Here is a 13,966-nt window from a genome sequence, read left to right as displayed (position 1 = left end):
GGACGCCTCGAAAAACCTCGCCATTGACGGCTCGGGATGATTCACTGCCCCGGTGATTTGCCGGGAGGGGATGGATGCGGGGACAGGCCGGGTTTTGGGACATTGACGAGCGGTATGCTCGACTGAGCGAGGCGGGCGATCCTCTGGAAAAGCTGAACGCGGTGGTGCCATGGGAGGTTTTCCGAAAGCCGTTGGCCAAGGCGCTGAAACGCTCCGACGGCGCCAAGGGCGGCAGGCCGCCCTACGATGCGGTGCTGATGTTCAAGATCATGGTGTTGCAGGCGCTTTACAGTCTGTCGGATGATCAGGCCGAATTCCAGATCCAGGATCGGCTCTCGTTCATGCGTTTTCTCGGGTTGGGGCTGGGCGATCGCGTGCCTGATGCCAAGACGATCTGGCTGTTCCGCGAGCATCTCACACAAGCCCGCGCGGTGGAGAACCTGTTCGCCCGTTTCGACAAGCACCTCACCAGGGCCGGCTATCTTGCCATGGGCGGTCAGATTGTCGACGCCACCATCGTGGCGGCGCCGAAGCAGCGAAACACCGATGCCGAGAAGGCCGACATCAAAGCGGGCAAGATACCGGACGAGTGGAAAGACAAGCCCGCGAAGCTGCGCCAGAAGGATCGCGATGCGCGTTGGACGGTGAAGTTCTCGAAGGCCAAGGCGGCCGAGGATGGAAAGCCGCAACCGCGCGACATCGCCATTCCCGCCTTCGGTTACAAGAACCATGCCTCGATCGATCGCCGGCACGGCCTCATCCGTGGCTGGAATGTCACCAGCGCGGCGGCCTATGACGGCGCCCAGCTCCGCAATGTGCTCGACAAGAACAACACCAGTTCGACGGTCTGGGCCGACACGGCTTATCGCTCGAAGAAGAACGAGGAGTGGCTGGAGAAGAACGGCTACGTTTCCGACATTCATCAGAAGAAGCCGAAAGGTCGGCCGATGAGCGAGGCGACGTCGCGGGCCAATGGTCGGAGATCGAAAACCCGCGCATTCGTCGAGCACGTCTTCGCCCAGCAGAAGTCCAGGATGGGCCTGTTCGTCCGCACCATCGGTATCGCCCGCGCCAGAACCAAGATCGGCATGGCCAATCTCGCCTACAATCTCACCCGCTTCGTCTGGCACGAGGGGCGAACTGCGTCCGCATGACCGCGTGAGCGGCGAAAACCGCCGTCGCAACGCCAAAATCGGCGCCCTGCGCCGGCCTAAAGACCAAAACCGAAGCAATCGCCGCGCATCAGGCCGCGCCAGACCTCATCTCCGTCCTACCAGCGCCGAAATCCGGGTAGTTCGAGGCGTCCAGCCTAAAGACCAAAACCGAAGCAATCGCCGCGCATCAGGCCGCGCCAGACCTCATCTCCGTCCTACCAGCGCCGAAATCCGGGTAGTTCGAGGCGTCCAACTGCTCCGGCATGACCGTGCAGCCTGCGACCGGCGCGCTGTGGTGCGCGGTCAACGAGCGCGATGGCCTCGGCGACAACGTTCCCTTCGACTACGCGACCAGCGTAAAGGAAGGCGCGTTCTATGGCTGGCCCTGGTACTATATCGGCAGTCATGAGGACCCCCGCCATGCCAATGCCCGTCGCGATCTTGCCGGCCATGTGACGGTCCCGGACGTGCTGTTCCAGGCGCATTCGGCTCCTCTCGGCATATCCTTCTATGAAGGCAGCCAGTTTCCGGCAGAGTTCAAGGGCGATGCCTTCGTGACCCTGCACGGGTCATGGAACCGCGGCATCCGCACCGGCTACAAGGTGGTGCGGCTGATCTTCGAAAATGGCAAGCCGACGGGTGAATACGAAGACTTCATGACCGGCTTTGTCGTATCAGACGAACAAGTGTGGGGGCGTCCGGTGGGTGTGGCTACCGCCAAAGACGGGTCGCTGATCGTCAGCGAGGACGGCAGCGGTACGCTTTGGCGCGTTACCTACAAGGGCAACGCGCCGTAAGCCAAGCGCTCAAGCCGCGTCGTGGAAGTATTTGGCGGTCGGCAGGATCGTCAAAGGCGCGAGTTCGCCCTTGCGCGGCTTGGCAAAAAGCATGCGCCGCTCGGCCGCCGTTGAATGGAAGAACGGAAAGCGGCGCAGGATCCAGTTGCGATTTGCCGCGACGTTCGCGTCATAAAGCATGACCGGCACCGTGAAGGGCGGATAAGGGCGGGGTTCACCCACCTGAACCGCGCCGAAGATCCTGCGATAGAAAGCCGTATGTTCCTCGCGGATAACGCCGATGCAGGCAGTAGCGTCAAAATGCACGCTGGCCAACAGGCCAAGCCGCAAGGTCACGTAAGGCAAGGCCTTGTATGAAGCGACGAGTTCCGGATCGGCAGCAAGAAGCGTGGGGTTGATGAAGCTTTCGCCACGCTCCAGACGTGGCTTGAGCACGTCACCAAAGGTGGTCATGGCTGGCCCATAAGGCTCTTGCGGGCTCAGATGATGTATCCGGACCGTGCAAACCAGATTGTCATCGATGAAAACGCCGAACTTGTAGCTGTTCGAGGTGTCGTCGAAGTCATCCGTCATCTTCTGCTCGCGGCTCTCGCGAAGAAAACCGTTGAGATGATAGGCCTTGTATCGGAGGCGATAGATCGCTTCGAGATCTTCTCCGGATTCGCACCTTCTGTATTCAATGTGCTCGAGCAGATCGGATATGTTTCTGGAAAAAGAAGATATCCTTTTGGGATCTGGATACGCGTCATCAACACGCACCAATCCCTCGGTCACCGCAACCGACATGTCATTCCCTCTCTATCCGCCGCACTTTTCAAGCTATCCGATCGCGGGGTCTGGTAAAAAGGAAAAATTAGCCCGAAGTCATTTACATTATATTAAGGTTAATAATCGACCGCGATCGGTAAAGAGCGCCCAGATCGAAAAGAAGTCTGCGTGAAGGCGGATGACACGTCACGGAATCTTGGCTGGAGCTTTGCAAGCCAAAGCGATTTCTATGCTCATCGAGCGCGGGCCAATGGCCTGCCGTCAGGCCGACAGCCCCCAAACGCGCTAGCTAGAAAGTTCGTCAGTTGATGGCGCGCTGGCTTGCGGAGCGCAGTTCACGGGCGAAAGGCCAGACCGTCGTCGACATGGTCTCGATACCAGCCGCTGTCAGGGCCGAGCCGAACAGGAACCCTTGCACGAGATCCGGGCGGATGGACTGCATCAGGACCTTCAACTGCTCGAAATTCTCGACGCCCTCGATGGTGATGGTCAGGCCGAGCGTGCGGGTCAAGTCCACGATACCCTTGAGCAGAACCAGGGAGTTCGACTGGGAGGTCAGGTCGACGAGGAAGGAGCGGTCGATCTTGACCTTGTCGAGCGGCAGCTTGTGCAGATAGCTCAGGCTGGAATAGCCGGTGCCGAAATCGTCCAGCGCGATGCGTACGCCAAGGCCCTTCAACTCCTGAATGAGCTCACGCGTGGCGGACTTGTCGTCAAGCAGCGCGGTTTCGGTGACTTCAACCTCCAGGCGCTCGGGAGCAAGGCCGGAACTGGCAAGCGCGTCACGCACCTTCTGGATGACGTTGCGGTTGCGGAAGTCGCGTGCCGACAAGTTGACCGAGACATTGGTGTTTTCAGGCCACTTTGCACATTCGGCGCAGGCAGCGTTGAGAACGAACGTGCTGATATCGGAAATGATGCCCATTTCCTCGGCCAACGGAATGAATACGCTCGGCGAAATGGGTCCGAGTTCGGGATGATCCCAACGGCAGAGCGCTTCGCATCCGGCAATGCGCATCGTCGTCATGGAGACGATCGGCTGATAGACGACACGCAGGGTGTTGGCTTCGACGGCGCTGCGCAGGTCGGCCTTCATCATCTGGCGGTTGCGGAAGGCGGCGTCCATAGAGGACTCGAACATGCGCCAGCCGTTCTTGCCAAGCTCCTTGGCCTTGTAGAGCGCAAGGTCGGCCTTGACGATCATCTCGTCGACATCGCTGTGTTCCACACGCGCCATGACCGCACCGGCGCTGGCTTGAATGCGCAGGACATGGCCGGCGACATCCACCTCGCCCTGCAGGCCGGCAAAGATATCGTCCAGTATGCGGCCGAGGTCGCCCTCGCTTTCGACGCGATCGAAGAAGATCATGAACTCGTCGCCGCCAAAGCGGCTGACCTTCACGCCCGGCGCCGAGAAGGACGTCAGCCGTTCGGCAACCGCATAGATCAATCCGTCGCCGACAGGGTGGCCAAGCGTATCGTTGACGCTCTTGAAGTCGTCGAGGTCGATCGCGGCCAGAGCGCAGAACCGATCGCGGTTGCCCGACGACATGCATTCTTCGACCAGTTCGTGGAAATAGGCCCGATTTATCAAACCGGTCAGGCTGTCATAGCGCGCCATGAAGCGGATGCGCTCTTCGGCTTCCACGCGAGCCGTGACGTCCTCGAAGGTGATGACGCCAAGCTCCTGGCTGCCTTCCCGAGCCGAGAACTCGTAATGCTGGCCGTTCGAAAAACCGACTAGCACCTTGCGGTCCCTGCCCTCGCGCAACGCCCTTGTCAGTTGCGCCTCGACATACTGGCAATCCTTTGCCGTCAACATGCCGCCCGCCACGCCGCGCATAAGCAGCGAATGCACGGTGCGTCCCAGCAGCTGGTCCTGGGATTTCAGCGACATCAGGTGCGCGGCTTCCGCGTTGGCAACCACGACACGCCCATCCGGGGCCAGCATGATGAGGCCATGCGACATGGTGTTGAGCGCGCGATTAAAGCGCTGGGCAAGCCGCGTTGCCTTCTTTTCTTCGCTGATCGCGGTGAAGAGCACCGTGCGCACGATGCGCGCCATGGTGTTGATGGTGAAGATGAAGGGGACGATGAACAGGCCGAGGATGAAGTTGTAGAAATCGCCTTTCAGCATCAGGCCAAGAGCAATCGGCGCGATGACGGAGACGGTCAGGATGACGACCATCTTGCGCGAGCCGAAGTTTCGGCCGGCAATCGTGATGGCGCTCGCCAAAACCATGGAGATCGCGGCAACTTCGCCGAAAAGGTCGGGCGCGATGTAGAGGCTGGTGAAGGCGAAGAAGCCGACGACCGATCCGTGAACGGTTCCCGCGATTAGGTAATATCGCTCCCATTCCAGCGCAGACTGGTACGTTACGATGGTGTCGGGCTTTACCCGCTGGATGGCGTAATATCTGCCAAGCGTCACCACCACCATCAGAATCGTGAGTACGATGTAGATGGGAGCAGACGTCTTCCAGTAGACCAGAGTGCCGATCACGGCCTGAGAAAACGCGGCAACGAACAAGAGGCTCGCGTTCTCAAACAGCGAGCGCACGAAGCCTACATATACGTCTTCTGTTATGTCGTCAGGTCTATCTACGTTCATGGCCTGCGCCGTCGCACGAAACGCAGACATGCCATATTCCGCATTAAAAAACCTTTAGAGACACGACCTTCGCGGGTAATTGAAACGCATGAAACACAGGAAAATTCGACATTCTTCGCTTCAGGTAAACAAGAGGTATCGATCATTCAGCAGCCTGTAGTTGCGGCTCTGCAACCTTTCCTTCGAGCCTTGCCAGAAGCCTGGACCGTTCGCCTTCGGCTCTTTCGATCGACGCATGTTTGACGTGACCATAGCCGCGGACAAGAGCCGGAACCGATGCAAGCGCGGCCGCAGCCTCGATGCGATCCGGCCCGAGATGGCTCAAAACAATGTCGATGTCCTTCTCGTAATCCGCCAGCAACTGGCGTTCCAGCCGCCGCTCGGCGGTGTAGCCAAACAAGTCGAATACGGTGCCGCGCAGCCCCTTCAATGCGGCCAGCAACCGGAATCCAGTCATCATCCAAGGCCCGAAACTGGACTTCCTCGGGCGGCCATCCGCGTCGCGTCTGCCGAGTATCGGCGGGGCAAGGTGGAACTCCAGCCTGTCATAGCTGCCGAACTGGCGGGCCAGTTCGCGAGCAAATGATCCGTCGGTGTAAAGGCGTGCGACTTCGTATTCGTCCTTGACCGCCATCAGCTTGAACAGGTTACGGACCACCGCTTCGGTTACCACCGTGGAACCCGGCGCAATCTTCGTTTCGGCAGCGCGGACAGACGCGATCTTGTCCGTGTAACGCCGGGCGTAGGCGGCGTTCTGGTAAGCAGCAAGAAACGCCGCCCGGCGCGCAACAACTTCATCCAGCGTTTGCGCGAGCGGCTTTTGCGACCGCGCCTCATCCTTGCCTTCCACAAGTTCGCGCACGAAGGCCGGATCGTGGGCGGCCCGGCGACCCCAGCGGAACGCGGCGATGTTCATGGCGACGGCCTCGCCATTCAGCTCGATCGCCTTCTCGACTGCCTCGACCGAGAGCGGCAAGCCGCCAAGCTGCAAGGCAAAGCCGAGCATGAACATGTTGGCACCGAGCGAATTTCCGAAAAGCACCGTCGCGGTGCGCGTCGCGTCGACGAAATGGGCCTTGTCGTCGCCTGCGGCCGACCTGATCGCCTTCTTCAGGCGCTCGACCGGCAACGAAAAATCCGCTGAACGGGTGAAGTCGCCCGGCATGATCTCGGCTGTGTTGGCGAGAAAGAGCGTGTGGCCCTCGCGCACCGAGGCCAGCACCTTCTTGGCGCCTGAAACAACGAGATCGCAGCCAAGCACAAGGTCGGCCTTGCCGGCGGAAACGCGGATGGCATGGATGTCTTCAGGCCGGGTCGCAATGCGGACATGGGTGAAGACCGCACCGCCCTTCTGGGCAAGGCCGGCCATGTCGATCATGCCGCAACCCTTGCCCTCCAGATGCGCGGCCATGCCCAAAATGGCGCCGATGGTGACGACGCCGGTGCCGCCGACGCCGTCGATGACCGCCGCCCAACCGTCGCGGTCCAGTTTATAGGACGCGGGTTCAGGCACGCCGGCCAGCGGATCGGCAGACCCGGCAAGCCCCGCAGCTTTCCTGATCTTGGCACCGTGAACGGTGACGAAGGACGGGCAGAAACCGTCGACGCAGGAGAAATCCTTGTTGCACGACGACTGGTCGATGCGGCGCTTGCGCCCGAACTCGGTCTCGACCGGCTGCACGGACACGCAGTTGGAAGCGACGCCGCAATCGCCACAGCCTTCGCAGACCAGTTCGTTGATGAAGACCCGCTTGTCGGGATCCGGGAACGCACCACGCTTGCGGCGGCGGCGCTTTTCGGCAGCGCAGGTCTGGTCGTAGAGCAGGACGGAAACGCCTTTCACGTCGCGCAGATCGCGCTGGACCCGGTCGAGATCTTCGCGGGGGTAGATAGTGACGCCTGAAGGAAATTCGGCGCGGCCGGCATATTTGTCCGGCTCGTCGGTGACGACGGCGATGCGGTCGACGCCTTCGGCCCGCACCTGCCTGGCTATGGCATCGACCGTCAGTCCGCCATCATGCGGCTGGCCGCCGGTCATCGCCACGGCGTCGTTGTAGAGGATCTTGTAGGTGATGTTGACGCCGCTTGAGCGGGCAAAGCGGATCGCCAGCGCACCGGAGTGGTTGTAGGTTCCATCGCCGAGGTTCTGGAAGATGTGGTCGCGCTTCGAGAACGGTGCTTGCCCCACCCATTGCGCGCCCTCGCCACCCATCTGGGTGAAGCCAACCGTCGAGCGGTCCATCCACAGCGCCATGAAGTGACAGCCGATGCCGGCGGCGGCAAGCGAACCTTCCGGCACCTTGGTCGATGAATTGTGCGGACAGCCGGAACAGAAATAAGGCGTGCGCGAGCCGACATCCTTGGTATCCGCCAGCATGGCCTGGAACTGCCGCAAATTGGCGACACGCGCGGCAATCTCGTCCGAGTGGCCGATGGTTTTCAGGATGCGTTCGCCGAGTGCAATGGCGATGTCGTTGGGGTCGAGCGCGCCCTTGGCCGGAAACAGCCAGTCGCCGCGCTCGTCCTTCTTGCCGACGATTTTCGGCTGGATGGCGCTGCCATAGAGGTTTTCGCGCAGTTGCACCTCGATCAGCGAGCGCTTCTCCTCGACGACGATGATCGTATCGAGGCCGCGCGCAAATTCCGCGACATGCTCGAAATCGAGCGGCCAAGGGCAGCCGACCTTGAAAAGCCTGATGCCGATGCGATTGGCGGCGGCTTCATCGATGCCGATGTCTTCCAGCGCCTGACGCACGTCGAGATAACTCTTGCCGACGGTGACGATGCCGAGCTTCGGCTTGCGCCCGCCGGAATAGACGATACGGTTCAACTTGTTGGCGCGGATAAAGGCGGCGGCGGCGGCGCGCTTGTGTTCGAACAGGCGCTCTTCCTGCCCGAGCATGTTGATCTCGTGGCGGATGCCCAAGCCACCGGGCGGCATGTCGAACTCGGGAATGACGATGTCGAGATGGCCGAGCGAAGCATCGACCGAAGCGGTCGATTCGATGTTGTCCTTCACACATTTGATGGCGGCCCATGTGCTGGCCAAGCGCGACAGGGCAAAGCCGTAAAGGCCGTAGTCGATCAGTTCCTGCACGCCGGCGGGATTGAACACCGGGATCATCGCATCGACGAAGGCGAATTCGGTGGCGTGGGCGTTGGTGGACGACTCCGCCATGTGGTCGTCGCCCATCAGCGCTAGAACGCCGCCGTTTTTGGAGGTGCCGGCAAGGTTGGCGTGGCGGAATACGTCGCCGGTGCGGTCGACGCCCGGTCCCTTGCCGTACCAGACGGAAAAGACGCCGTCATAGCGGCCTTCGCCCAAAAGTTCCGTCTGCTGCGTGCCCCAGCAGGCGGTCGCGGCCAGTTCCTCGTTAAGGCCGGGCTGGAAAACGATATCGGAGCCGGCAAGCTGGCTTTTGGCCTTCCACAATTGCTGGTCGAGCCCACCAAGGGGCGAGCCGCGATAACCCGAAATGAAACCTGCCGTGTTGAGGCCGGCCAGACGGTCGCGCTCGCGCTGCATGAGCAGCATGCGCACCACGGCCTGCGCGCCTGAGAGAAAGACGCGCTCCTTGGATAGATCGAATTTGTCGTCGAGCGCGACGGCATGCAACGTCATCAGGTTTCACCTCTGCGGAGGCCACGGCAAGCTGGCCAACGTCGAGAACAGATGAACCAGTCTTTCTGTCCAAACCCAAGAGGTCAAACGAAATCAATGCACATGCCAGTGGCGGCAGTAGCACATGCCATCAACTTGCGGTCGGGCACGCCACGCCTCGCCCGCCCGGAAGTTTGCCGTCGGGGTGGCCGGCAAGCTCGGGATTGGGCTTGTAGCCAGGGCCGACGACCAGCTTGCGGTCGGGCAGCATGTCCTGATCCTGCGCTGAAACCATTGTGGTATCGATCTGCTGCAAAAGGTTTCCATCGGCGCTTTCGATGCGGATTGCGACCTTGTAAGCCTTGTCCTTGACCACGCATTCCAGCGGCGGGCTTTCCACAGTCACCTTGGTCTGGCTGGGGAAAAGCTTCTGGCTGAACACCAGCGGTGCGCCGCCAGCCGGATTGTCCATCGTCGTTACCGCCACCTGCCCTTCGCCCATCGGGCGAAGCGGTTTCAGGGTCACAAGATATCTAAGCGTCGCTTCCCGGTAGTTGAACACGACGAGCCGCCCCGAGATCTCGAACAGCGCGTCTCTTGCGGTGTCGCGGCAAGCCCCGAGGCTTGCAGCGGCAACGAGCGCCAACGCGATGAGTGTGGCGCGCATGATCCTGCTAGGCATTGCCTGCCTCCCTTGTCTCTTCAACTCCCTTGGCCGCAACCTTGCGATGATAGTGGCGGCTCGCCTTGCGGCGGTTGCCGCAGACGGCCATGTCGCACCACAGCCGGCTGGAATTGCGGCTCTTGTCCAGGAAAAGCCAGTTGCAGTTCGGGCAAATCCGCATCCTGGCAAGACTGTCACTGGCCAGCAGCGAGAGTGCCGAAACGGCCAATGCCGCCTCGAAGGCAATGGGCGTTGCCGGATCGCCGAACGGCCTCCCCGGCTGGCCGATCTGCTCCCGCTTGCCGTGTAGCCCCGCAGCGCAGGCGGTGAGGAAGCCCGAGATATCTTCCGCCGTCATTTCGCCGGTCGCCACCGCAGCCCGGAAAAGCCCGTCGGTCGCCTCGCGGATTGCCAGCACTTGCCCGGCGATCTGGCGAGAGTTGCGTGCTGTCAATGTCCTGCCACCCAACTCTTCCGCCCTGAAGACGCTGGCGGCATCGGCAAAGCGCGCAATCTCGCCAATATCTTCAAAGCGGTCGAATGTCTTGCCGGGATGACCGCGCAACACCACCGTGTTGGCGGCGTCGAGGGCGAGCACGCCGCCGGCAAAACGATGCTTGATCCAAGAAACCGTCATGGCAACCTAAACTAACCAGTAAAACGTATTTGACAAGTTATATTCCGAGCGCCAAGAATGCGCCCCGGGATGCCCGGCGTGGACGCGTTTTGATGATCTATCTGTTCCAGCAGGCGTTGAACGGGCTGCATTCCGGTGCGCTCTATGCCTTGCTGGCCTTCGGCTATGCACTGACCAACGGCACCTTGAAGCGCACCAACCTCGCCTATGGCGGGTTGTTCGCCTTCGGCGGCCAGACGATGATCCTCGTCGCAGTGTTCGGCTGGAACGTGCTGTGGCTGACACTGCCAGCAACGGTTGCGCTCGGCATCGCCATTGCGCTCGCTTACGTCGCGCTGGTGAGTTCGCTATTGGCTGGCCGGGTCTTGCGTCCGTTGGCCGCTGCCTCGCCCAACGCCATCGTCACGGCCACGCTGGGCGTGCTGATCGCGCTGACTGAATTCAGCCGCATCGCAGCGGATACGCACGACTTCTGGCTGCCGCCGATGCTGGCCATACCGGTTGTCTTTGCCAGAACGGGCAGCTTCGAGGCAACGATGACGGTGATCCAGTTGCTGAACTGTGCCCTTGCTTCGGTGGCCCTGATTCTTGGCGGCATCGCGCTTTCCCGCTCGAACTTCGGCAGGGCATGGCGGGCGGTTTGCGACGACCCCGGCGCCGCCGCGCTTTGCGGCGCCGACACCGACAAAATCAGCCACCTTGCAATAGTTGCCGGCGGTCTTTGCGCGGCGACAGCCGGCATCATGGCAGGCCTGTTCTACGGCAATATCGGCTTTGGCGCGGGCTTGATCTACGGCCTCAAGATCCTGTTCGTCACCGCCGTCGGGGGCTACCTCTCGCCATCCAGGGCAGCGCTCGGGGCGGCTGCGTATGGCCTCGTCGAGTCGCTGTGGGCAGGTTATTTCCCGGTGGAATGGCGCGAAGCATGGATGCTGGTCATGCTTGCCGCCATGCTGGTGCTGATAGGTGCCGGACGCGACGGCGTCAAAGCGGCCTGAACAGTCAGACTTTCGTTGAATCCCAACAGGAAAGCCGGGTTTTGCCGGGTTTTCCGCTTTTCCAGACCGTTCAAAAAGCAACACTGGCGAGTTGACGGGTCAAGCCAGCATCCTGCATATCGTTGGTCCAATAAGAAGCGCTATGCGCCGGAACGGAATACGGGACTGCTGCCCAAGGGAGGAATTCCGATGAACCTGCTCGACGCCGTTTGGCGTTCGCCGACCGGGCAAGTCATGCTCGGCATCTTGCTGATCGTCGCCATCGCCGTGATCTGGACACGGACGCGTGATCGCGACATGACCGTGCTGCTTGCGATCTCAAGCCTCATCGACCGTATCAACGAATTCATCGGCAAGTGGATTTCCTGGGCGATCCTGATCTCGATCCTGGTCAGCGCCGGCAACGCGATCATCCGCAAAACGTTCAACATGTCCTCCAACGCCTGGCTCGAACTGCAATGGTACCTGTTCGGCGCAGCCTTCCTGCTTGCCGCCGCCTACACGCTGAAGCAGAACGAGCACATCCGCATCGACATCGTCTACGGCATGTTCTCACGCCGCGTGCAGCACTGGATCGATCTGTTCGGTCATGCGCTTTTCCTGATGCCGTTCGTGCTTTTGATGATCTTCTATTTCATTCCCTATGTGAGCCTCTCATTCCGCAGCGGCGAGATGTCGACCAATTCGGGTGGCCTGATCATATGGCCAGCCAAGACGCTGTTGCTGATCGGCTTCCTGCAACTCGGCTTCCAGGGCGTTTCCGAGATCATCAAGAAAATCGCGGTGATGTCCGGCAAGATGGATGATCCCACACCGTTCATATCGAGCCACGAACAGGCAAAGCTCGAAGCGGACGCCCTGGTTGAAGAGGCCCGCTCATGATCGAGTTCATCGCCCAGAACATGGCGCCGATCATGTTCTTCTCGCTCATCATCTTCATGCTGCTGGGCTATCCGGTGGCGTTCTCGCTCGCCGCCAATGGCCTTCTGTTCTTCCTCATCGGCGTCGAGATGGCCCCTTTTTCGGGCGGCAGCATCAATCTGTCATGGCCGCTGCTCTATGCGTTGCCGGAACGGTTCTGGGGCGTCATGTCGAACGACACGCTGCTCGCCATCCCGTTCTTCACCTTCATGGGCATCGTCCTCGAACGATCGGGCATGGCCGAAGACCTGCTTGATACGATCGGCCAGTTGTTCGGGCCGATACGCGGCGGCCTCGCCTATGCCGTGATCTTCGTCGGCGCGCTGCTTGCGGCCACCACCGGCGTCGTTGCTGCCTCGGTCATCGCCATGGGGCTGATTTCGCTGCCGATCATGCTGCGCTACGGCTACGACAGGCGCATGGCCAGCGGTGTCATCGCCGCCTCAGGCACGCTGGCGCAGATCATTCCGCCCTCGCTCGTGCTGATCGTGCTGGCTGACCAGCTCGGTCGCTCGGTGGGCGACATGTATGCGGGCGCCATCATTCCCGGACTCGTGCTGACCAGCCTCTACATGGGTTACGTCCTGCTGATGTCGATCATCCGGCCGAATTCGATGCCTGCGCTGCCGATGGAAGCGCGCACGCTCGGACACGGCGTGATTTCGCTGGCAGTGGCTCTCGCGGTTGCGGCCGCCGTTGCCTATGGCGCGCACGTTTACCTGTCCCCCACACATGGCTCCAACGCCGATATCCTCGGCGCGACGGTCGGCATCATCTTCATCTATGTCGTGGCGATCGCCGACCGGGCGCTGAACATCAACATGATGTCGAGGCTCGCCCAGCAAGTCATCATCGTGCTGATCCCGCCGCTCGCGCTGATCTTCCTCGTGCTCGGCACCATATTTCTCGGCATTGCGACACCGACGGAAGGCGGCGCCATGGGCGCGGTCGGCGCCCTGATCATGGCCGCGGCCAAGAAACGGCTCACGCTCGACGTCATCAAGCAGGCGCTGAATTCGACGACACGGCTGTCGGCTTTCGTGCTGTTCATCCTGATCGGCGCACGCGTGTTTTCGCTCACCTTCTACGGCGTCAACGGCCATCTATGGGTCGAGCACCTGCTGGTTTCGCTTCCCGGCGGCGAGGTCGGTTTCCTGATCGTGGTGAACATACTGGTCTTCTTCCTGGCGTTCTTCCTCGACTTCTTCGAACTGGCCTTCATCGTGGTGCCGCTGCTGGCTCCGGCCGCGGACAAGCTCGGCATCGACCTGATCTGGTTCGGCGTTCTGCTCGGCATCAACATGCAGACCAGCTTCATGCATCCGCCGTTCGGCTTCGCGTTGTTCTATCTGCGTTCGGTGGCAGCCCGCGTGCCCTATCTCGACCGCATCACCGGCAAGCAGATCGCGCCGGTGACGACCGGGCAGATCTATTGGGGGGCTGTGCCGTTCGTGGTCATCCAGGTCATCATGATCGGACTGACGATCCTGTTCCCGCAGATGGTCATGCACTACAAGGGCGAGGTGGTCGACCCTTCGACCATCGAGATCAAGGTGCCTGAACTGCCTGGCCTCGGCCTACCTCCGCTCGGCGGTGCGCCGACCGATGGCAGCGCCCCATCGGGTCTCGGGTTGCCGCCAATCAGCACGCCGCCTGCGGGGGGCAATGCGCCGTCTTCACCCGACCAGCCGGCGGCGCCAGGCAACACGGCGCCTGCCATGCCGGACTTGACCCAACCGCCAAGTTTCAACTGAGCTCCTGGCCAAGTCGCCAGACAAACAAAAACCCCGGAGCCAAAACTCCGGGGTTTTCGAT

Annotated in this window: 9 protein-coding genes and 1 pseudogene; 5 read left to right on the top strand and 5 right to left on the bottom strand. The window is 61.1% G+C overall.

What is annotated here, in order from left to right; genetic code table 11:
• The first annotated feature begins 74 nt into the window (after nt 1–74).
• Complete coding sequence (locus tag ASD50_RS12610; protein WP_056241440.1) at nt 75–1,154, top strand: IS5 family transposase; 1,080 nt, start codon at nt 75–77, stop codon at nt 1,152–1,154.
• A gap of 251 nt (nt 1,155–1,405) precedes the next feature.
• Nucleotides 1,406–1,951: pseudogene (locus tag ASD50_RS12605) on the top strand (PQQ-dependent sugar dehydrogenase); the annotation flags it as partial.
• Between the two features lie 9 nt (nt 1,952–1,960).
• Here the strand turns inward: ASD50_RS12605 and ASD50_RS12600 are convergent.
• The 5 genes from ASD50_RS12600 to ASD50_RS12580 all read right to left on the bottom strand — a co-directional run bounded on the left by ASD50_RS12600 (nt 1,961) and on the right by ASD50_RS12580 (nt 10,232).
• A complete protein-coding gene (locus ASD50_RS12600) occupies nt 1,961–2,590 on the bottom strand; it encodes an N-acyl amino acid synthase FeeM domain-containing protein (protein ID WP_413813892.1) in 630 nt (209 codons plus the stop codon).
• 430 nt (nt 2,591–3,020) lie between these two features.
• Nucleotides 3,021–5,330: a putative bifunctional diguanylate cyclase/phosphodiesterase gene (locus tag ASD50_RS12595; protein ID WP_056241617.1), complete on the bottom strand. Its 2,310-nt coding sequence runs from the start codon at nt 5,328–5,330 to the stop codon at nt 3,021–3,023.
• Between the two features lie 142 nt (nt 5,331–5,472).
• Nucleotides 5,473–8,952 (bottom strand): indolepyruvate ferredoxin oxidoreductase family protein, encoded by a 3,480-nt coding sequence (locus ASD50_RS12590; RefSeq protein WP_056241438.1) that lies wholly within the window; start codon nt 8,950–8,952, stop codon nt 5,473–5,475.
• A 130-nt stretch (nt 8,953–9,082) separates the two neighbouring features.
• A complete protein-coding gene (locus ASD50_RS12585; protein WP_056241434.1) occupies nt 9,083–9,613 on the bottom strand; it encodes a hypothetical protein in 531 nt (176 codons plus the stop codon).
• Nucleotides 9,606–10,232 carry a CGNR zinc finger domain-containing protein gene (locus ASD50_RS12580; RefSeq protein ID WP_056241431.1) on the bottom strand — a complete coding sequence of 209 codons (627 nt, stop codon included), beginning with the start codon at nt 10,230–10,232 and terminating at the stop codon, nt 9,606–9,608. The genes ASD50_RS12585 and ASD50_RS12580 overlap by 8 nt, the downstream gene beginning before the upstream one ends.
• A gap of 92 nt (nt 10,233–10,324) precedes the next feature.
• On the opposite strand from ASD50_RS12580, the gene ASD50_RS12575 reads away from it, so the two are divergent.
• The 3 genes from ASD50_RS12575 (at nt 10,325) to ASD50_RS12565 (ending at nt 13,905) form a co-directional block, all read left to right on the top strand.
• Entirely contained in the window at nt 10,325–11,230 is a 906-nt protein-coding gene (locus ASD50_RS12575) for a branched-chain amino acid ABC transporter permease (RefSeq protein WP_056241428.1), read from the top strand.
• Nucleotides 11,231–11,527: 297 nt separating this feature from the next.
• Nucleotides 11,528–12,112 carry a TRAP transporter small permease subunit gene (locus ASD50_RS12570; RefSeq protein WP_056241614.1) on the top strand — a complete coding sequence of 195 codons (585 nt, stop codon included), beginning with the start codon at nt 11,528–11,530 and terminating at the stop codon, nt 12,110–12,112.
• Nucleotides 12,109–13,905, top strand: coding sequence for a TRAP transporter large permease (locus ASD50_RS12565; RefSeq protein ID WP_156465058.1), 1,797 nt, complete (start codon nt 12,109–12,111; stop codon nt 13,903–13,905). The genes ASD50_RS12570 and ASD50_RS12565 overlap by 4 nt, the downstream gene beginning before the upstream one ends.
• Nucleotides 13,906–13,966: the final 61 nt, after the last annotated feature.

The organism is Mesorhizobium sp. Root552 (assembly GCF_001427285.1).
Classification (GTDB): domain Bacteria; phylum Pseudomonadota; class Alphaproteobacteria; order Rhizobiales; family Rhizobiaceae; genus Mesorhizobium.
The sequence above is the reverse complement of the archived record's forward strand: the minus strand, read 5'-3'. Positions and strand labels throughout refer to the sequence as shown.